Source organism: Amycolatopsis sp. NPDC003861 (assembly GCF_053605405.1).
Window position 1 is genome coordinate 1 of the sequence record NZ_JBSGJD010000194.1, and the last position, 19,383, is coordinate 19,383.

A 19,383-nucleotide genomic window follows, 5' to 3' on the forward strand; every position below is an offset into this window, starting at 1 on the left:
GCCGCCCTGCACCGGGCCGGGGGCGCGCTCGGCGAGCCGGGCTGGTGCGACGCCGCCGTCGGTGCGCTGCGCGCGGTGCTGGCCCGGGACGAGCGCGAATGGCGGCTCGACGGCCCCACCGTCTGCCACGGCTACGCCGGGCTGCTGCAGGTGGTGCGCCGCGTCGGCACCGCGTCGGGCGACCCGGTGCTGCTCGACGGCTGCGCCCGGCTGACCACCCGGGTCCTGTCGTTCGCCGACCCGGACGCCGCGTTCGTCTTCCCGCACCTCGTCCCGGACTCGCCGCGGGGCTGGCAGGACGCCACCGCGCACCGGCGCCTGGACGTAGCCGGGATGCTCGAAGGCGCGGCCGGCGTGGCCTGCGCCCTGCTGCCCGCGGCCGGTGCGTGGGACACCGCCCTGATGCTGGCCTGAGGAGGTCGCGATGCCCGGTCCGCCGGAGAAACTCCTGCTCGGCGTGAGCGGCTCGGTCGCCGTGCTGAGCCTGCCCGCCTACCTGCACGCCTTCCGCGCCGCGGGGGTGCACCAGATCGTCGCGGTGCTCACCCCGGCCGCGGAGCGTTTCCTGCCCGCGGCCGCGCTTTCCGTGCTGTGCGACCGCGTCTGCACCGAAGCCGACCCGGCGGGCGGGCACGTCGCCCTCGGGCGGTGGGCCGATCACGCGCTGGTCCTGCCGGCCACCGCGAACCTGCTCGGCACGGTCGCGCACGGCCTGGCCCCCACCCTGCTCACCACCACGGTGCTGGCCGCGGACTGCCCGGTCACCTTCGCCCCGGCGATGAACCCGGTCATGTGGCAGCGCCCGGCCGTCCAGCGGAACGTGGCGCAGCTGCGCGCGGACGGCTACGACGTCGTCGACCCGATCCCGTGCACCGCCTACGAAGTGGCGAGCCGCGCGATCGTGCCGAGCATCGTGGTGCCCCCGGCCGACGTCCTGCTGGACCGGCTCCGCACCGTGGCGGAGATGTCCGCGTGACGCCCGCGTTCGACGTCCGGGACCTGGAAGTCCGCTACGGCGGGCGGTACGCCGTCGACGGCGTTTCGCTGGGCGCGCGCCCCGGGGAGATCGTCGCGCTGCTCGGCCCGAACGGGGCCGGGAAGTCCACCCTCCTCAAGGCCCTGTCCACGGCGGTGGCGCCGGACCGCGGGCGGATCGAGGTGTTCGGGCACGACGTGACGGCCGAGCCGGTCGCCGCGCGGCGCCGGATCGGCATGGTGTTCCAGGAGCAGACCCTGGACACCGACCTGCCGGTGGAGCGCAACCTCTGGTTCCACGCCCGCCTCTTCGGCCTGTCCCGGGCGCGGGCCCGGGCCCGCATCGGCGAGGTGCTGGACCGGTTCGGCCTCGCCGACCGGCGGCGGGACCCGGTCGAGGAGCTCTCCGGCGGGCTCGCGCGGCGGCTGGAGATCGCCCGGGCGCTGCTGCACTCCCCCGGGCTGCTGCTCCTCGACGAGCCGACCACCGGCCTCGACCCCGAGGTCCGGCGCGCGGTGTGGGCGGACCTGGCGCGGTTGCGCGACGACGAGCGGGTGACCGTGCTGTACGCGACCCACTACCTCGCCGAGGCCGAGCTCGCCGACAGCGTCGCGATCCTCCACAACGGACGGAAGGTCCGCAGCGGCGCTCCCGCGGTCCTCAAGGAGGAGCTGGCCGCCACCGCGCTGCTGCTGTCCACTTCGGACGATCCGGCGGCGGCCGCCGAGCTCGTCCGCGCCGGGTTCGACGCCGCGGCCGGGCCGGACGGGGTGCTGGTGCGGTGCGCGCGGCCGGAGCGGCGGATCGCCGAGGTCGTCCGCGCCGTGACCGTCCCGGTCACCGAGGTGGCGCTGCGGGAGCCCTCGCTGGACGACGTCTACTTCGCCACCACCGAGGCCTGAAGGCGGGAACCATGACTCTGCAGGACGTGCCCGTGCGCGCCACGACGGCGCCCGAGCCCGCGGCCGCGCCGTGGACGGAGATCGGCCGCGCGCTGGCGGTGGTCGCCGGCCGCGACCTCTACCGCCAGTTCCGCCACCCCGGCTCGCTGGTGGCCCAGGCCGTGCAGGTGGTGTTCTTCCTGCTCGTCTACGCGGTCGGGTTCGACGGGATGATCGCCGCGGTCGACGGCGTCCCGTTCAGCGCGTACGTCTTCCCGGGGATCATCGCCATCCAGGTCGTCACGCTCGGGGTGAGCTCGGGCTTGAGCTACGCCTTCGACCGGGAGTACGGCGCGCTGCGGGAGATGCTCGTGGCACCGGTGCCGCGGCTGTGCCTGCCGCTCGGCAAGGTCCTCGCGACGGCGGTGACGGCCGGGGCGCAGAGCGCGATCATGCTGGCCTTCGCGCCGGTGGTGGACCTGCGGCTGACGCCGTGGTCCTACCTCGCCGGGGTGGCGGCCTTCACCGCCACCGGCGCGGCGTTCGGCGTGTTCGGCGCGTTCCTGGCGACGGTGATCACCCGCGTCCAGACCCTGCAGTCGGCGGTCCAGCTGGCGATGTACCCGCTGCTGTTCCTGTCCGGCTCGGTGTTCCGGCCGGACAGCGGGCCGGCCTGGCTGTCCGCCGCGCTGAAGGTCAACCCGATGACGTATGCCGTCGACGGCGTCCGGCAGCTGCTGGTCTCCTCGAGCGGGGCCTTGCCGTGGTGGCTGGACGTGGCCGTCGTCGGGGGCCTGACGCTGGTCTTCGGGGTGGTCCTGCGGCTGCGGGTGGGCCGGTGAGCGCGCCGGAGTGGCTCGAAGCGCACCTCGAGTGGTTCGATCCGCGCGTCTGGAACGAACAGCTGCCGGCCCGGCCGTTCCCCGCCGGCCCGCTCCTCGAACTCCTCCTGCTGTGCGAGCGCGTCCCCGGCCTCGCCGTCACCGGGCCCGCCCTCGAACTGGCGGACCGGCTGACGTCGGCCCCGGAGTTCCGCGCCGGGCTGTACCGGGGGGACGCCCACTTCACCTACCACGTCTGGGTGCTGGTGCTGATGCACCGCCTCGGCGTCCCGCGGCCGCGGCTGCTGTCGGCCGCGCAGGCCCTGCTCGACAGCGGGATCCGGCCCACCCTGGACGGGGTGGCGGCGCTGGAACTGCGGTACGTGACCGATCTGGGCGGGCTGGCGAACCCCGGGCTGCCACCGGTGAGCGAGCTCTACGACCGCTGGCGGGCGGGCCAGCACTTCGACCCGTTCCGGCTGACGGCGAACGAGTGCTACGCGCTGACCCACGCGGTCTTCTACGCGACGGCGTTCGGCGACGCACCGCTGCCGGAGGCCCCGGAGCCGGCGAGGACGGCCCGCCTGCTGCTGGCGGCCTGCCTCGCCGACGACGACCTCGACCTGGGCGCGGAACTGTTCCACGCGGCCCTCCTGACCGGCGGCCCGGACGCCCTCGGCCCGGCCCGCCACCGGCTGGCCACGGCGGCCAGGGAGGACGGAGCGGTGGCCGGACCCGTCCACGACCCGGCGGTCTTGGCGCGGCTGACGGGCCGGAAGGCCGAGGCGTACCTGTTCGGGACGTGCTACCACACGACGATCGTCACGGAACTCGCCCTCGCCGCCCCTTGGAGCGGCCCGCCCGAACCGCGCGGGGTGGAGATGGAGCCGGCCGAGGAGCTGGTCATCGCCCTTCGCCGCAACGACTTGGGAAGGACGGCCAGGGTGCTGCAACAGGCGGCCGAGTCGGGCCGGCGGGGACAGGTGATCACGGCGGCGGCCCACCGGCTGCGGGCCCAACGCCAACCCGACGGCAGCTTCGGCATCCCGGCGGACGCCGTCCTGACGGCCTCGTGCCTCGCGGCACTCGAGGCTTGCGAACGGGCGGGGCTGCCGGGGTTCGAGCCGCCGGATCTGGTCGCGGCCGGCTCGCTCGAAGGCGAGCCCCGCTGATCGCGGTTGGTCGAGCCGCCGGATCTGGTCGCGGCCGGCTCGCCCGCCTCGGTCGAAGGCGAGCCCCGCTGACCGTGGTTGCGAGTTCTGCCAACCGGGCAGATTCTCGGTCACTCGCGGGCCTGCACTGGCCGCGGCGCCCGGACCCGGCCGGCCCAGCGGGCCGAACTCCACCCCCCAGCGAACATCACCCGATCGGGTGGCCGACCGGCCCCAGGCCCTTCGCCCCTGGCCGGACCGGCCCCAGCCGGGCCAGACTGGGGGCAAGTCACCCGGTGGAGCCTGCGCGGCGATATCGGGTGGCCCAGGTCCGCGGCCGGTTCAAACCAGAGCCTCCGCAGACCGCTTCACGACGAGCCCGGCCGGGCGACGCCGTCGGGCTAAGACCGGCAGAACACGGCGTCCGGCGTCCGGCCCGAGCCGATCCGGCCCGTGTAGGCGACACCGGCGACGTACTCCCCCGGTGCGCACTGGCCCTTGTAGTTCCCGGTCGCGAAGTCGCCGCCGGGGTCGCCGGCAGGGCGGTTGTCGCCCCGGTCGAACCACACCGTTCGGCCCGTGCGGCCCAGCGGGGTCGCCGACCGGCCGCACAACACCGCCGAGAACGCCGCGCCCTGGACGCTGTACCCGACGACCGCCGAGTCGGGCGGGCACTGCGTCTTCGTGTAGCCGGATGCCCAGTCGGTGTCGACGAACGCCTCGTCGCGGACCACGACGTACCCGGTGGGCGCCGGGAGGGCTCCGGTGCACAGGCCGCGGTTGCCGGTGTGGGCCAGGCCCGCGAGCCGCCGGCCGTCGGGGCAGGCGCCCTTGCGGGCGCCCGGGTTCCAGTCCGGCAGCGCGCGCACCTGGCGTGACTCCTGGAAGTCGCCGTAGTCGAGGTTGAGCATCGACCAGCGCGCCGCGTCGTCCGGGATCGGCCCGGTCCGGGACGGCGCGGCGATCAGCCGCCGCCACGCGGAGCCGCGCCAGTCCGTGCCGTCGAGCACGTCGATGCGGTGCCCCGCGGCGTCGTACTCGAGCAGGGCCCAGCCGTCACCGGAGCCGTTGGCCTGGAACCCGACCGCGGGCCAGTAGGCGAAGTCGGTGTCCGTCTCGGCCAGGTAGTTCACGAAGTTCTCGAAGAACGCGCGCGACGCCGGGTCGGTGGTGTTGCGGCCCTCGCCGAATTCGCTGATCCACAGCGGCGCGGTGTAGTGCTTGCCGGTGTCGGCCGAGACGAAGAACGCCTGCCGGTACAGGGTGTCCCGCAGGTCCTGGAGCGAGAGGTCGCGGTAGCGTGGGTCGTGCGTCTCGCCGATGCCGGTCGCGCCGGAGTGGTTGGGCCCGGTGTAGCCGTAGAAGTGCGCCGAATAGACGAGCTTGCCCGAGTCGACGAGCGTGTGCGACAGCGTCCGGGCGGGTTCGAGGGTCGGGCGGCCGTGCGGGAAGCCGTCAATCGGCAGCCCGGTCCAGTTGATGCCCTCGACGAAGATCAGCAGGTCGCGGTTCGCCTCGGTGAGGATGCGGTCGGCGACCTGCTGGCTCGCGCGCTGCCAGTCGGTGCCGTTGCCCCAGCCCCAGTTGGGGTCGTCGAAGGTGTTGCGGCGGACCTCGTTGTAGAGGTCGGCGCCGACGACGCGCTTGTTCGCGGCGTAGCGGCGCGCCATGAACAGCCAGTCGTCCTGCCACTGCTGCTCGGTCTGCGCGGTGTTCCAGCGTTCGTTGCCGTCGAGCCCGCAGCACCAGCGCGAGGTCGTGGTGTGGTTGTTGAGGATGACGGCGAACCCGCGCGCGGTCAGCCGGTCGACGACGCGGTCGTAGACCTGCAGCGGGGTGAGGCCGCGCAGGTCCGGGTTGGCGGCCAGGTCCGGGACCGGCCGGGTGTCGTGGAGCATCGCGTTGGAGAACTGCAGCCGGACGCTGTTGAGGCCGAGCTGCGCGAGCCCGTCGATCACCGTGTCGATCGACGCGCGGTCGAGCCCGAGCGGGGTCTGGTAGGCGAGCTCGCCGGCGTGGTGGTTCGCCGGATCGGTCACGTCGCCGGAGCCGGTCCACGTGCCGCTCGCGCCGTGCCAGTTGGCGGCCTTCAGCTTGAAGCGGTCGCCGTGCGCGTCGACGATGTACCGGCCGCGGGTGCTGAGCGGCCCGGTCCAGGACGGCGGGCCCGGCTCGGCGGCCCGCGCGAGGGGCACGACGACGCCGGCGGTGGCGAGCAGGACGGTGAGCAGCACACCAAAGATCCTCACGCGAGTGAGTCAACCAACTCGCGGCCCGCCGGGTAAGGGCCATAAGGAGGTGATCGGGCGGCCGAGCCGCCGGCCCGCTCACCGTGGCGGCCGGCCCGATCCGTCCACAGTGGAGTCTCGCGGTCGGCGCGCCCGTGGGACAGGGGCCGGCGTGTCCGGTTCAGGGGGTCGGGGTGCGGTCACCCAGCCAGGCTCGGGCGGCGGCCAGGTAGTCCCGCGTCACGGCGGTGTCGGGCGCCCACGCCTCGAAGCCGTGGGGTGCGCCGGGGACCACGTGCAGCGTGGCGTCGACCCCCGCCTCGCGCAGCCGGTGGGCGTACGCGGCGGACTCGTCGTGGAGCAGGTCGATGTCGCCCACGCCGATCCACGCCGGGGGCAGCCCGGCGAGGTCTTCGCGGCGGGCCGGTACGGCGTAGGACGGCACGTCCGGGGCGCCCGGTTCGGTGCCGAGGTAGGACCGCCAGCCGAAGCGGTTGAGGCGGTTGTCCCAGCCGCGGTGGTTGCGGTCGTCGAGCTCGCGGCGGGCGGCGGTGCGGTCGTCGAGCATCGGGCACAGCAGCCACTGCGCGTGCGGCCGCTCGCCGCGGTCGCAGAGGCGCTGGACCAGCGCGGCCGCGAGCGCGCCACCGGCGCTCTGCCCGCCGACGACGACCCCGTCCGGCCCGCCGGTCTGGTCGCGGGCCCAGGTCCAGGCCGCGTGGCAGTCGTCGAGCGCGGCCGGGTACGGCGCGTCCGGGGCGAGCCGGTACTCCACGGACACCACCGTGATGCCGAGCTCCCGCGCCGTTTCCCCGCAGAGCCGGTCGTCCTGCGCCGCACGGCCGACGACGAAGCCGCCGCCGTGGATCCACAGGAGGGTGCGCCCGGGCCGCGCGACCCGCGGGCGGTGCACCCGCCACCCCGGCGTGCTTTCGACGTCCACGCCCGCCACCTCGACCGGCTGGATCTGCGCGGTCGCGGCGCGAATCCGCGGCAGCACCCCGGCTTCCTCCAGCGGCACGCGCGGGAGCCGGTCGGCTCGAGGACGGAGTTCGGGAGCGATCTCGGCGAGTTTCACCGCACTGCCCCGATCGTGGTCTGCGTCGTCGTGATCATGGCCTCACATTAGCGCGCAAACCCGCCTGGTGATGGCGTTCCCCCAACTTGGGTACCCCTATGTTTCCTTCTGACAGAGGGGAAAATGCCTTGCTGTACCGGTTGTCTTGTCTATCCGAATTGGAGTGTTTGACTGTCCACTGAGGACTGCATACGCGCGCGCGAGGAAAATCGGCCAGTCCCCGGCGGCTGCTTCGGTACCCTGACGCGCATGCCGACCTACCGCGTGCTCGTCCGGGGGAAGTTCGACCGGCCGAGCGAGGCCGTCCGCGAAAAACTGCTGGCCAACGCCACCGACGACGACCTCTCCGGCCTGTCGTTCGGCGAACCGGGCACGCTGACCTACAGCCGGCACCTGGGCGGGTTCGGTTTCCGGGTCCTGGTCGAGGTCGCCGCGGGGGCCGGGGCTGCGCAGCGGGCGCACGACGACGCCGAACTGCGGGCGATGGACCTGCTCGACCGCGAGGGCTATCCCTACCGTGACCTCACGGTGAGCTCGACCAGCCTGGACGACGTCCGGACCGCGCGCCGCTGAGGCCGGCCGGAAAGCGGGTGGCGGGCCGGACCTGCCACCCACGGTCCGGGTACCACCATCCCCGGTCTCCCGTCGTGCGGGGCGGCGATGAGCACGCCTGATCGTCACTTCAGGACGATCGCCGGGGCTCACTCCCGGCGGGCCACCCAGGCCGCGATCTGCGCCCGGTTCCCGAACCCCAGCTTGGCCAGGATGTGCTGGATGTGCGTCTCGGCGGTGCGCGGCGAGATGACCAGCGCGGCCGCGATCTCGCGGCTGGTCAGCCCTCGGGCGACGAGCTGCGCGACCTCCCCTTCGCGGCCGGACAGCGGCGACGGCTGCTTCGGCGACGGCGCCCGCAGGTCCAGGGCGAAGCGGTCAGCCTCGTCGCCGGCCATGGCGCGGCCGGTGGCGAACGCCTTTTCGAACCGGGCGTTGCCGAGGGCGGCGCGGGTGTTCGCGATGTGCGTGCCGTGCGGGATGGCGACCGCGAACTCGGGTGCCGTGCCGATCCGCTCCCAGTTCGCCGCCGCGATGCCGAACAACGTGGCGGCCCGCGCGTGCTCACCCGCCCGGTCGGCGATCCAGGCCAGTGTGTCGAGCCGGTAGGCGCGGCCCTGCAGGTCGCCGAGGCGCACGTCGAGCCGGAGCGCTTCGGTGGCCGCCCGGGCCGCCGCCGCGGCGTCGCCGAACTCGACCTCCACGACCGCTTCCCCGAACAAGGACATCGCGCGGTAGAACAGCTCGTCCTCGCCGGTGAGCTCGCGCATGCGGCGCAGCGCGCCGTGCGCGGTCTCGAGGTTGCGGTCGCGGTAGGCCACCGAAACACCGTGGATGAACAGCGGGTGCAGTTCGTCGCGCACCAGTCCGTGCTCGCGGAAGGCCGCGGCGGTCTCGGCCGCGAGCCCCGCCGAGCCCGGCCGGTTGGTCAGCATCGCCACGAAACTGCGCACGTGCAGGACGCGCGCGTGCAGCACGGGGTCGTCGTCGAGGGCTTCGGCCTCGGCCACCAGCCGCTCCGCGTCGCCGACGTCGCCCAGCCACAGCGTGTACAGCGCGCACACGCACAACGCCCGGCCGCGGTCGGGGTGCCCGGGCGCGGCCAGCGCGAGCGCGCGGGTGAGCCAGCTCTTCGCTTCGGCAGCCAGCCCGCGCAGCAGCCAGTACTCGGACGGGCGCGCGGCGATCCGCAGGGCGACGCCCACTTCGTCCGAAGTGGACAGTGACCGGTCCAGCGCGGCCCGCAGGTTCGCGTGGTCGCGGGTCAGGCCGGCGAGCAGGCGCTGCTGCCGGCCGCTCACCCACCCGGCTTCGGCGCGCGCGGTCAGCCGGTCGAACCACTCCGCGTGCCGCCGCGCCACCCGCTCGCGCTCGCCCGACCGCTCCAGGCGTTCCTGCCCGTACTCCCGCAGGGACTCCAGCAGCCGGTAGCGGACCACGTCGTCGTCCTGCCGCCGGACGAGCACCGACTTGTCGAGCAGGCCGTCGACCAGCTCGAGCACCTCGTCCGGCGGGACGTCGCACACGTACGCGGCCGCGTCGAGGTCGAAGGATCCGGCGAAGACCGACGCTCGCGCCCAGACCTCCTTCTCGGCCGGCGAGCACAGCTCGTGGCTCCAGTCGATCGCGGACCGCAGCGTCTGCTGCCGTTCCGGCGCGCCGGGGAGGCCGGATCTCAACAGGCCGAGCCGGTCGGCCAGCCGATCGGCGATCTGCCGCGGGGACAGCGAGCGGATCCGGGCCGCGGCGAGCTCGATCGCCAGCGGGAGCCCGTCGAGGCGCGCACACAGCTCGTCCAGGACGCGCTCGGAGTCCGGGCCGGCGGGCAGGGCGGCGGGCCAGATCCGGGCGGCCCGGTCGCGGAAGAGCCGCACGGCGTCGGCCGCTTCCAGGGGCGGCACCGGCAGCACCTGCTCGCCGGGTACCGCCAGCGACTGCCGGCTGGTGGCCAGGACGACGACGTGCGGGCACTCGGCCAGCAGGGTGGCGGCGAACTCCGCGCAGGCGCCGACGACGTGCTCGCAGTTGTCCAGCACCAGCAGCACCGTCCGCGGCCGGAGGTGGTCGACGACCAGCCGGTCCGGAGCCAGGCCCGGCCGCCCGTGCAGCCCGAGCCGATCCGCGACGACGTTCGCCACCAGCGCCCCATCGCGCACCTCGGCGAGCCCGGCGAACACGACACCGCCGGGAAAACCGGCGGCGACGTCCGCCGCGACCCGCACCGCGAGCCGGGTCTTGCCGACCCCGCCGGGGCCGGTGAGCGTCACCAGCCGCGCGTCACCGAGCAGCCTGCGGACTTCGGCGCCCTCCCGCCGTCGGCCGACGTAGCTGGTCAGCTCGGCCGGCAGGGCGGGCTCGGGCGTGGACGTCAGTGGGCACCTCGCAGTCGGGAACTCGATCAATCTAACCGAGCCACCGGCACCGGGCGACCGCGTACGTAGCCGCGCGGCGGCAAATACCGGATTTCCCCGATGCGGCGTGCGGGCTGGGCCGGTGATGATCACCGGCGTCCGGCTCGAGGAGGCTCGAAATGCCCTGGAAGCGCCACAGTGTTGTGGCAGTTGCGCTTAGGGTCGCGGCGGGTGCTTCGCCGTTCCGCGACCGCACCCCGGTCCCCGGCCGCAGGCGGCACCGGTGACCCGCGCGGCCGCGCCTGGCCGCCGGCCCCACGACCGCACCCCGCTCCCCGGCCACAGGCGGCACCAGTGACCCGCGCCGCCGTCGAAGCCCCCGCCTGGACCTGGCCGGTGGCCCGCCTGATGACCGACGCCGTGCTCGCCGAGCTCCGGCGGGCCGTGCCCGGGCACCCGACCGCCCGGGACGGCCGGGCCTGGCGGTTCGTGGCCGTCAACCTGCACCGGACGCTCACCGGGGACGACGCCGGCTGGGACGGTGCCGATGCGGACCTGTTCCGGCAGCTGGGCGCCGCCGAGTTCGCCGCGGGGCACGATGCCCAGCGTGTGGTCCGGGCCTGCAGTGCCGGGAGCCGCCGTGCGCTGGCCGCGCTGGGCAAGCCGCCCTCCGCCGTCGTCTGCGCTTGCGCGGCGGCGCTTTTCTCCGGCGTCGAAGCCCTTTCCCGGCTGACGAGCGCCGGTTACGCCCGGGCCCGCGACGCCGGTGACCCCGGCGGCAAGCTGCTGCTCGACGCGATCCTCATCGGTGCCGCGGACCTCGAGGCCCTGTCCTGGGCCGCCCGGTGGCCCCTTCCGGAGCACGTCGTCCTCGTCGCCCTGGACCCGGGCGCGGCCGCTCCCGGCGCGCCCGTGCTCGCCGACCTGGATGCCCCGGAACCGCGGCTGCTGCTCCCGGACGGCACCGCACCCGGCCCCTTCGGCGCCCGGGCCGCCGTCGGGCCGCGGGTGCCCCTGGCCGACGCGGCGAAGTCGCTGCACTGGGCCCGCCGCACCCTGGAGCTGGTCCACGACGGCGTCCTGCCCGACCGGCCGGTCACCCACTGGGCGGATCACCTGACCACCCACTGGCTGCTGGCCGACGCCTTCCTCACCACGACCCTGGCCGACCGGGCGCTCGCCCCGCTCGACGCGCTCACCCCCACCCAGCGCACCAAGGCGGCCGACACACTCCTCGCCCTCGTCAGCACCGGCGGCAGCGCCCCCGAGATCGCGCGGCTGCTCGGCGTGCACCCCCAGACCGTCCGCCACCGCCTGCGCCTGCTCACCGACCTCTTCGGCAGCCGGCTGTCCGACCCGGCCGAACGCCTCACCCTCGAGATCGCCCTGCGCGCGAGGAAACTCGCCGGCGAATAGGCTCGACGGCATGACCGACACCGAACCGGGCGCCTGAGCCGATGGCCCGGATCCTCGTCACCGGCGCCACCCAGGGTCTGGGCCGCCTCACCGCCGAAGAGCTGCTCGCCGACGGCCACCACGTCGTCGCCCACGGGCGGGGCGCCGGGCGCCTGGACGACCTCGCCGCCCGTGGCGCCGACGTCGTCCTCGGCGACCTCGCCGACGCCGGGGAGACCCGGGACGTCGCCGAGCAGGTGAACCGCCTCGGGCCGGTGGACGCCGTGATCCACAACGCCGGCGTCATGACCGGCGCCACGATCCTTCCGGTCAACGTCGTCGCGCCCTACCTGCTCACCGCCCTCGTCGGCCCGCCCGGGCGCCTGGTCTACCTCAGCAGCGGCATGCACCGCGGCGGCCGGGCCGAACTGGCCGGCCTCGACTGGTCCGGGGCGCGTCCGACCGGGTCCTATTCGGACAGCAAGCTGCTGGTCACCACGCTCGCCGCCGCCGTCGCGCGCCGGTGGGCGCGGGTGCTCAGCAACGCCGTCGACCCCGGCTGGGTCCCGACCCGGATGGGCGGCGCGGGTGCCCCCGACGACCTGCGCGAAGGAGCCATGACCCAGGTCTGGCTCGCGACCTCCGACGATCCGGAAGCCCGCACCAGCGGCGGCTACTGGCACCACCGGCGGCACGCCGACCGGCATCCGGCGGCCGCCGGCCGGGAGTTCCAGGACCGGCTCCTCGACGCGCTCGCCGGGCACACCGGCGTTCCGTTCCCCTGACGCGCCGATTCCCGGACCCCGGGCGGCGAGCATTCCGGAAACGCGCGTGAATGCGTTACGATGACGGCGAGGCGAATCGACACCGAGGGGGCTTGCCGGTGCCCGGCATCATCGATTTCTCCGTCCGGTTTCCGAGCGGCATGCTGAAGGTCCCGGATCTGCAGTCCGCGTCCGGGGTGCCGCTGCCGGAAATCCTCGAAATCACGCACACCGAAACCATTCCGGTCCTCGGCGAGCACGAACAGGCGTGGGAGCTCGCCGTGGACGCCGGCCGGGAGGTGCTCGACCGCAGCGGCGTCGAGCCGGGCGAGGTCGGGTACGTGCTCTACGCCGGGTCCGGCGAATGGGACGTCCCCTTCTGGTCGCCGGCCGCCAAGGTGGCCGACGAGCTGGACATCCGGCGGGCGCACTGCTTCGAGGTCGCCAACTTCTGCAACGCCACCATGACCGCGGTCCAGCTCGCGGCCGACAAGATCGCCCTCGGCCGCGCCGAGCACGTCCTCGTGCTGTCCGGTGACCGGCTCGCCGGGCTCGTCGACCACGCCGACCCCGACTCGAAACCGCTGTTCAACTTCGGCGACGCGCCCGCGGCCATCCTGCTCGGCGCGCACGGCGTCCGGTTCGAGGTCGTGCACTCCGCGATGCGGACCGATCCCGCCTGGGCCGACTACTACCGTGGGGAAATCCTCGACGACCGGATCTACATGCGCCGCCGCGGGCACCGGAAAGGGCTCGGCGACGCCTACGTCCGCCATTTCGTCGAACTCGTTTCCGAAACCCTCGGCGAACTCGAGCTGCCGCTCGGGGAAATCGCGTTCCTGCTGATGAACCAGGGCGACCGCGGCATGCACGAACGCCTGCTCGGCACGCTCGGCATTCCGCGGGAGAAATCGGTGTTCAACTACGACCGGCTCGGGCACATGGGCGGGTCGGACCCGTTCATCGCCCTGCGCGGCCTGCTCGACGAGCACCGCCTCACCGAGGGGGACACGGTGCTCGTCGCCAGCAGCGGCATGGGGTTCAGCTGGGGCGTGACCGCGCTGCGCTACGGCAGCTGACGCCGCAGCTCGTCGAGGTGGTCGAAGCCGGCGAGGACGGTCTTCGTGTCGAGGCCGAAGTCGACCAGGCAGGCCACCTCGTCGACGCCGGTCTCCGCCAGCCGCCGCGCGATGCCGAGCGCCTTGGGAACGGTGCCGAGCAGGCCGCCGTCGTCGAAGTACCGCCGGAACGAGTGCTCGACCAGGAAGTCCAGCTCGTCCGGCGGCAGCTTGGCCGGGTCGACCCGGCGCTTGCCGTCGAGCTGCGAACCCAGGATCAGGCCGAGCGAGCTGCGGATGTACTCGCTCAGGGCGGGGCGGACCTGGTCGCGCACGCGGTCTTCGTCGGTGCCGAGGAAGGTGTGCACCATCAGTACGACGTGCCCGGGCCAGCCGTCGGCGTCCGGCCGCTGCGCCACCGCCTCCCGGTACGCGGCGATCTTCTCCGCCAGCTGCCCGACGTCCTGGCCGAGCAGGTGCGTGAGCAGCCCGGCCCCCAGCGCGCCGGCCGCGCGGAACGTGTCCACCGAGCCGCCGCTGGTCAGCCAGATCGGCAGGTTCGCCTGCACCGGGCGCGGATACGTGCGGAACCGCTGGAGGGTGCCGGCGCCGTCCTTGCCGGCCATTTCCTCGCCGCGCCACAGCGCGCGCACCTGCTCGGCGTAGTCGACGACCAGCCGGCGGCGGTCGGGGTAGGCGTCCGGGTTGAGGACGAAGTCCGACGCGTGCCACCCCGAGGCGAACGACAGCCCGACCCGGCCGCCGGAGATGTTGTCGACCACCGCCCACTCTTCGGCGATGCGGGCCGGGTGGTGCAGCGGCGCGACGACGCTGCCGGCGCGGATCGCCACCCGCTCGGTCACCGCGGCCACCGCGGCCCCGGTCACCGCCGGGTTCGGGTAGAGCCCGCCGAAGGGGTGGAAGTGCCGTTCCGGCGTCCACACCGCGGCGAAATCGTTGCGGTCGGCGAACTTCGCGCCTTCCAGGAGCAGTTCGTAGCGGTCACCGGACTCGGCGGTGCTGTCGTTGGCGAAGTAGAACAGGCTGAAGTCCACCGGGAAATCCCCTCCAGAACGGTCAGTTGTCGGTTGCCGGGGCGGCCGGGCCGAGAGGCACCGCCGCCCGGTCCGCGGCGGTGGCGCCGGCCCAGCGGACGACGGCGGGCGCGGCCAGCCCGGCCAGCAGCATCACCGCACCGAAGGCCAGCCAGCCCGGCGCGCCGCCGCCGATGATGAGCACGGTCACCGCGAACGGCGCCACGGTCGACCCGAGCTGGGTCGACATGCCGAACAGGCCTTGGTACTGGCCTTGGGCGTGGTCGGGGGCCAGGCCGTAGGCCAGCGACCAGGCGCCGGCACTGTGCAGCATCTCCCCCAGCACGTGCGCCAGCGCACCGGAGACGAGCACCAGCACCGCGGCCCACACCGGCAGCCCGGCCGCGAACGCGTAGAGCCCGCAGGTGACGGCGAGGACGAAACCCGCGCGCCGCAACGACTTCGCGCCGCCGTGCGGCTTCTCCGCGCCCTTGCTGACCCGGACCTGCAACAGCACGACGCACACGGTGTTGAGCACCAGCAGCGCGGAGAACAGCGACGACGGCGCCGCCGTGCGGCGGGCGATCCACAGCGGCAGCGCGACCGTCAGCAGCGGGCCGTTCATGATCAGCACCGCGTTGATCAGAGCGAACGCCGCGTACGGCCGGTCGCGCAGCACCCGCAGGCGCGGCCCGCCGGCCGGCTGGGCCACCGGCTCGACGCTCGGCACCCGCAGGTAGCAGAGCCCGGCGACGGCGAACAGCACCCCGGCGAGCAGGAGCAGCACGACGTACCCCGTGTGCGAGTCGAAGTACAGGCCGATCCCGCCGAGCACCGCGCCCGCGGAGACGCCGATGTTCGCGATGGAGCGGAAGTACGACCACGCCCGCACGCGGTCCTCCGGCGGGACCACGGCCGCCACCAGCGTGCCGCGTGAGGCGTCGGTCGCGGACTCGCCCATCAGCACCAGGCAGGCGGTCACCGTGAGCCAGGCGAAGCTGCCGACGAACGCGTACCCGCACGCGGTGACGCCGAGGGCGCACAGGGCGATGACCGTGGCGTTGCGCGGGCCGAGCAGGTCGGCCGCGTGCCCGGCGGGCACCGCGACGACCATCCCGGCCAGCGCGCCGATGGTCAGGGCCAGCCCGACCTGCGCCGCGGCGAGGCCCAGCGAGCCGGTGAAGTACAGGACGCTGACGGACATGACGATGCCGTGCGCGGTCGTCTTGGCCAGGTTGCTGACGCTGATCACGCGCACGACGCCCGCGGGCGGCACGAGCTCGGCCAGCGCCGCGCGCAGCCGGGTCCCGGCCGTCACCGGCCGCTCGGCTCGAGCTCGAAACCGGTGAACGCAGGCTGCTCGCGCAGCGCCGGCCGGTCGATCTTGCCGTTGGCGTTGAGCGGCAGCGCGGCCAGGTGCACCAGCCGCCGCGGCACCATGTGCAGCGGGACGTGCTTGCGCAGCCACCGCCGCAGCTCCCCGGCCGGCTGCTCGTCGCCGGTGTAGAACCCGACGAGCACGATCTCGCCGCCGGCCGGGCGGGCGAGCACCACGGCCTGGCCGATCCGCTCGTGGCGGCGCAGCGCGGCCTCGATCTCGCCGAGCTCGACGCGGTAGCCGCGCACCTTCACCTGGTTGTCGAGCCGGCCCAGGTGCACCAGCCCGCCTTCCTCGAACCGGACGCGGTCCCCGGTGCGGTAGTAGTGCTGCGGGGTCAGGCCACCGCCTTCGTAGGGTGTCGTGCCGTCCGGGCCGTGGGCCAGGAAGCGCCCGGTGTCGTCGGCCGGGTCGAGGTAGCCGTCGAACCGCTGCGGCCCCCGCACGCACAGCTCGCCCTCTTCGGCGAGCTGCCCGTCGTCACCGAGCACCACGTGGTCGAGGAAGTCGTAGACCGGGCCGATCGGCACCGTGTCGTTCGACGTCGGCGGCCAGCTCAGCGGGTCGAGGCCGAGCCGGAACTCGGTGCAGGCGACGGTCAGCTCGGTCGGGCCGTAGACGTTCGTGATCACCGCGTCGGGCGCCACGGCCTGCCAGCTCTCGGCCTGGTCGTAGGTGAGCGGCTCGCCGATGAACACGCTGTGCCGGACCCCGGTCGCCCGGCCCTTGGGCAGGGTGCCGAGCTCGTCGCCGACCGAGACGACCGACGGGACCGAGAACCAGTGCGTGATCGCCCGGTCCACCAGGTAGCCGACCGGGCTGAGCAGCTCCGCCTTGCCCGGCACGACCAGGGTCGCACCGCCGGCCCAGGTGACGAACAGGTCGTACACCGACGGGTCGAAGGTCAGGTCGAAGGTGTGCGACATCCGGCAGCCCGGGCCCACCGCGAAGCGCTCGACGTTGTGCCGGACGTAGGGCACCACGTTGCGGTGGCGGATCGGCACGCCCTTCGGCCGCCCGGTGGAGCCGGAAGTGAACAGCAGGTAGGCGACGGCGTCGTCGTCGGCCGGGTGCACGGGCAGCGGTGGTTCCCCGGCCCCGGCCAGCACGTCGGCGTCGGCGAGGGACAGCACGGCCGGGACCGCGTCTGCGAGACCGGCCAGCTGCGGGGCACCGGACTCGTCGGCGATCAGCACGTCCGGCCGCGCCAGTTCGCACACCGTCCGGTTGCGCCGCACCGGGTAGCCCGGGTTCAGCGGCAGGACGGCGGCGCCGAGCCGCTGGGCGGCCAGGTACCCCGCGAATGTCGTCACGGTGTGCGCGGCCAGCAGCGCCACCCGGGCCGGCGGACCGCCGTGCTCGGCCACCATCCGGGCCGCCAGCCCGAGCGCGCACCGGTGCAGCTGCGCGTAGGTCAGTTCGGTGGTGCCGATTTCGGCCGCCACGGCGTCGGGCGTGCGGGCGGCGGTGCCGGCGAAGATCTCGTAGAGGGTCACGCCGTCACCGCCACATCGGTCAGCGAAGGCGCGGTGACCTTCATCGTCGACGGTGGTTCCGTGCGCCGCGGGACCAGGTGCAGCCGCTGGACGCCCTCCTCGGCCGGAGCCAGGGCGGCCTGGCAGCCGCAGGGGTCTTCGGCGTAGCCGGCGAACCGGTAGGCGATCTCCATCATCCGGTTCCGCGCGGTCGGCCGGAAGTCGGCGACCAGGTGCGCCCCGGCCCGCGCGGCCTGGTCGGCGAGCCAGCCGAGCACGATCGCGCCGACGCCGAACGAGACCACCCGGCACGAGGTCGCGAGCAGCTTGAGGTGCCACGCCCCGGCGTCCTTCGCCACCAGCAGCACCCCGACCGCGCCGTGCGGGCCGAACCGGTCGGTCAGCGTGGTCACCAGGACCTCGTGCCGCTCGTCGGAGAGCAGGCCGCGCAGCACGGCGTCCGGGTAGTGCACGCCGGTGGCGTTCATCTGGCTGGTGCGCAGGGTCAGTTCCTCGACGCGGGAGAGCTCCTCCTCCCCCGCCCGGCGGATCCCGAGCTCCAGGTCCAGCGAGCGCAGGAAGTCCTCGTCGGGCCCGTCGAAGCGGTCGCGGGCGGCGTCGCGGCGGAAGGAGGCCTGGTACATCGTGCGGCGCCGCCGCGCGTCGACCGTGACGGTGGCCGGGCTGAACTCCGGCCGGCCGAGCAGCTCCGGCACGTCGGTGGCGTCGTAGCAGCGCACCTCGGGCAGGTGGTGGGCGACTTCCGCGCGTTCGACCGGCTGGTCGTCGACGAAGGCGATGGTGCCGAGCGCGAACTTCAGCTCGTCGGCGATCTCGCGCACCGAGCCGGACTTGCGGCCCCAGCCGATCTTCGGCAGCACGAAGTACTCGGCCAGGCCGAGCGCCTCCAGCCGCTCCCAGGCGTGGTCGTGGTCGTTGCGGCTGGCCACCGATTGCAGGATGCCGCGCGCGTCCAGCTCGCGCACCACCGCGCGGACCTCCTCGGCCACGCCGACCTCGGCGTCCTCCAGCAGGGTGCCTCGCCACAACGTGTTGTCGAGGTCCCAGACCAGGCACTTCACCGTAGTCACGGCTGTTCCCTTCCCGCTCAGACCCGCCACAGCGACACCGCCCACGCGGCCACCGGGCTGTTGTTCAACACCAGCACGTGTTCCCCCGCCGAGACCTCGCCCGAGCGGAGCAGGCCGTCGAGGTTGAGCACGACGTCCATCGCGCCGACGTGCCCGTAGCCGGCCAGGTTCCGGGCGCACACCGGGTGGATCGGCAGGCCCAGCAGGGTTTCGTAGAAGTCGTACGCACTCGCGGTCACGTTCTGCATCAGCGTGGCGGCGACCCCGTCCTTGCCCAGGCCGGCGTCGGCGAGCACCTCGTCGACCAGCCGGCTCAGCCGCAGCCTGCTGTGCATGGCGAGCTCGAACCGGTAGCGGTCGGGCGAGGAGCACTCTTCGCGCCACTCGTACCAGGGCGCCTGCTTGTAGTCGACGCGGAACAGGTCGTGGAAGCTGCCGTCGGTCTCCTGCCGGTGCGCCACCAGCTCCGGCCGCCCGCCGCGGACCACCGTCATGGCGTAGGCGCCGTCCCCGATCACGGTGACCGGGTAGCGGACGCGGTCGGCGCCGGCCGGGCGGCTCGCGTGCGTGATCAGGACGCTCTGCTTCGCCGGATCCGCCAGCAGCAGGTCCCGGGCCAGGGCCCATGCCACGCTCGAGCCCGCGCACCCGAGCCCGTCGACGGTGAAGGAGAACGTCTTCTGCAGCCCGCAGCCGTCCTGGACCCGGCCGACGTCCGAGCCCAGCAGGACGTCCGGCGCCCGCGGGCCGACCATGACGAGCACGTCGGGTTCGCCCGGTGTCTCCTTGAGCAGTTCCTGGCAGGCCCGGGTCGCGTACTCCGCCGTGTCGGCCTCCGGGAAGACCCCGACCCGCGATACCCCGCTGGCCGTGGCGAACTCGGCTTCCTCGGCCGGCAGGGAGTCCAGTTCGGACAGTGCCGTCACGTCGGTGAAGTCCTCGGGCAGGACACAGTGGACGGTGCCGATCCCGATCATGTCCGCTCCCGTCATGCCCACGTCCGCAGGGCTTCTTCGGCCAGCACGAGCTCGCTGATCTCGTTGCTGCCCTCGATGATTTCCATCAGCTTCGCGTCCCGGTAGGCGCGCGCGACCGGGTGCCCGTCGCGGGCGCCGGCCGAGCCCAGCAGCTGCACGGCGGTGGCCGCGCC

The 19,383-nt window shown here is 74.0% G+C and carries 18 protein-coding genes; 9 read left to right on the forward strand and 9 right to left on the reverse strand.

From position 1 onward, the window contains the following. The 5 genes from ACWEVN_RS34945 to ACWEVN_RS34965 form a co-directional block, all read left to right on the forward strand. Window positions 1-414, forward strand: a 414-nt coding sequence (locus tag ACWEVN_RS34945) for a lanthionine synthetase LanC family protein (RefSeq protein ID WP_452054109.1), incomplete at its 5' end; no start/stop codon positions are given. 10 nt (window positions 415-424) lie between these two features. Further along, window positions 425-976, forward strand: a complete 552-nt coding sequence (locus tag ACWEVN_RS34950; RefSeq protein ID WP_452054110.1) for a flavoprotein — start codon at window positions 425-427, stop codon at window positions 974-976. After that, on the forward strand, window positions 973-1,878 hold the full coding sequence (locus ACWEVN_RS34955; RefSeq protein WP_449680817.1) for an ABC transporter ATP-binding protein: 906 nt from the start codon (window positions 973-975) through the stop codon (window positions 1,876-1,878). Before ACWEVN_RS34950 ends, ACWEVN_RS34955 begins: the two co-directional genes overlap by 4 nt. Before the next feature lie 11 nt (window positions 1,879-1,889). Further along, window positions 1,890-2,699 (forward strand): ABC transporter permease, encoded by an 810-nt coding sequence (locus ACWEVN_RS34960; protein WP_449680816.1) that lies wholly within the window; start codon window positions 1,890-1,892, stop codon window positions 2,697-2,699. Continuing rightward, the gene (locus tag ACWEVN_RS34965) at window positions 2,696-3,850 is read left to right on the forward strand and encodes a DUF6895 family protein (RefSeq protein WP_452054111.1); all 1,155 of its coding nucleotides are present in this window, start codon (window positions 2,696-2,698) and stop codon (window positions 3,848-3,850) included. The genes ACWEVN_RS34960 and ACWEVN_RS34965 overlap by 4 nt, the downstream gene beginning before the upstream one ends. Before the next feature lie 380 nt (window positions 3,851-4,230). On the opposite strand, the gene ACWEVN_RS34970 is transcribed toward ACWEVN_RS34965, so the two are convergent. Further along, the gene (locus tag ACWEVN_RS34970) at window positions 4,231-6,078 is read right to left on the reverse strand and encodes a glycoside hydrolase family 5 protein (RefSeq protein ID WP_452054112.1); all 1,848 of its coding nucleotides are present in this window, start codon (window positions 6,076-6,078) and stop codon (window positions 4,231-4,233) included. Between the two features lie 160 nt (window positions 6,079-6,238). Beyond that, window positions 6,239-7,135, reverse strand: coding sequence for an alpha/beta hydrolase (locus ACWEVN_RS34975; protein WP_449680813.1), 897 nt, complete (start codon window positions 7,133-7,135; stop codon window positions 6,239-6,241). A 249-nt stretch (window positions 7,136-7,384) separates the two neighbouring features. Here ACWEVN_RS34975 and ACWEVN_RS34980 point away from each other — a divergent pair, with 249 nt between their 5' ends. After that, on the forward strand, window positions 7,385-7,708 hold the full coding sequence (locus ACWEVN_RS34980) for a DUF6204 family protein (RefSeq protein WP_452054113.1): 324 nt from the start codon (window positions 7,385-7,387) through the stop codon (window positions 7,706-7,708). Between the two features lie 128 nt (window positions 7,709-7,836). Here ACWEVN_RS34980 and ACWEVN_RS34985 read toward each other — a convergent pair whose 3' ends face one another. Beyond that, the gene (locus ACWEVN_RS34985) at window positions 7,837-10,089 is read right to left on the reverse strand and encodes an ATP-binding protein (protein WP_452054114.1); all 2,253 of its coding nucleotides are present in this window, start codon (window positions 10,087-10,089) and stop codon (window positions 7,837-7,839) included. A 303-nt stretch (window positions 10,090-10,392) separates the two neighbouring features. On the opposite strand from ACWEVN_RS34985, the gene ACWEVN_RS34990 reads away from it, so the two are divergent. From ACWEVN_RS34990 to ACWEVN_RS35000, 3 genes are all read left to right on the forward strand, one after another. Then, window positions 10,393-11,454 (forward strand): PucR family transcriptional regulator, encoded by a 1,062-nt coding sequence (locus ACWEVN_RS34990; RefSeq protein ID WP_452054115.1) that lies wholly within the window; start codon window positions 10,393-10,395, stop codon window positions 11,452-11,454. A 41-nt stretch (window positions 11,455-11,495) separates the two neighbouring features. Next, window positions 11,496-12,218: an SDR family NAD(P)-dependent oxidoreductase gene (locus tag ACWEVN_RS34995; RefSeq protein ID WP_452054116.1), complete on the forward strand. Its 723-nt coding sequence runs from the start codon at window positions 11,496-11,498 to the stop codon at window positions 12,216-12,218. A 98-nt stretch (window positions 12,219-12,316) separates the two neighbouring features. Further along, the gene (locus ACWEVN_RS35000) at window positions 12,317-13,276 is read left to right on the forward strand and encodes a 3-oxoacyl-ACP synthase III family protein (protein ID WP_452054117.1); all 960 of its coding nucleotides are present in this window, start codon (window positions 12,317-12,319) and stop codon (window positions 13,274-13,276) included. On the opposite strand, the gene ACWEVN_RS35005 is transcribed toward ACWEVN_RS35000, so the two are convergent. The 6 genes from ACWEVN_RS35005 to ACWEVN_RS35030 all read right to left on the reverse strand — a co-directional run. Further along, on the reverse strand, window positions 13,264-14,310 hold the full coding sequence (locus ACWEVN_RS35005) for a MupA/Atu3671 family FMN-dependent luciferase-like monooxygenase (RefSeq protein ID WP_452054118.1): 1,047 nt from the start codon (window positions 14,308-14,310) through the stop codon (window positions 13,264-13,266). The two genes, ACWEVN_RS35000 and ACWEVN_RS35005, sit on opposite strands and share 13 nt — an antisense overlap. A 22-nt stretch (window positions 14,311-14,332) precedes the next feature. After that, a complete protein-coding gene (locus ACWEVN_RS35010) occupies window positions 14,333-15,607 on the reverse strand; it encodes an MFS transporter (protein WP_452054119.1) in 1,275 nt (424 codons plus the stop codon). Then, window positions 15,604-17,163, reverse strand: a complete 1,560-nt coding sequence (locus tag ACWEVN_RS35015; protein WP_452054120.1) for an amino acid adenylation domain-containing protein — start codon at window positions 17,161-17,163, stop codon at window positions 15,604-15,606. Before ACWEVN_RS35015 ends, ACWEVN_RS35010 begins: the two co-directional genes overlap by 4 nt. Further along, on the reverse strand, window positions 17,160-18,224 hold the full coding sequence (locus ACWEVN_RS35020) for an HAD-IIIC family phosphatase (RefSeq protein ID WP_452054121.1): 1,065 nt from the start codon (window positions 18,222-18,224) through the stop codon (window positions 17,160-17,162). Before ACWEVN_RS35020 ends, ACWEVN_RS35015 begins: the two co-directional genes overlap by 4 nt. A 26-nt stretch (window positions 18,225-18,250) precedes the next feature. Further along, entirely contained in the window at window positions 18,251-19,225 is a 975-nt protein-coding gene (locus tag ACWEVN_RS35025; RefSeq protein ID WP_449680804.1) for a 3-oxoacyl-[acyl-carrier-protein] synthase III C-terminal domain-containing protein, read from the reverse strand. Beyond that, window positions 19,222-19,383: acyl-CoA dehydrogenase family protein (locus tag ACWEVN_RS35030; protein ID WP_452054122.1), on the reverse strand; the 162-nt coding region annotated here is incomplete at its 5' end. The genes ACWEVN_RS35025 and ACWEVN_RS35030, both read right to left, overlap by 4 nt.

Excerpts from the sequence above, each read along its gene's own strand:
- ACWEVN_RS34995 (WP_452054116.1), top strand. The coding sequence starts at position 11,496 with ATGGCCCGGATCCTCGTCACCGGCGCCACCCAGGGTCTGGGCCGCCTC.
- ACWEVN_RS34980 (WP_452054113.1), top strand. The coding sequence starts at position 7,385 with ATGCCGACCTACCGCGTGCTCGTCCGGGGGAAGTTCGACCGGCCGAGC.
- ACWEVN_RS35025 (WP_449680804.1), bottom strand. The coding sequence starts at position 19,225 with ATGACGGGAGCGGACATGATCGGGATCGGCACCGTCCACTGTGTCCTG.
- ACWEVN_RS34960 (WP_449680816.1), top strand. The coding sequence starts at position 1,890 with ATGACTCTGCAGGACGTGCCCGTGCGCGCCACGACGGCGCCCGAGCCC.
- ACWEVN_RS34950 (WP_452054110.1), top strand. The coding sequence starts at position 425 with ATGCCCGGTCCGCCGGAGAAACTCCTGCTCGGCGTGAGCGGCTCGGTC.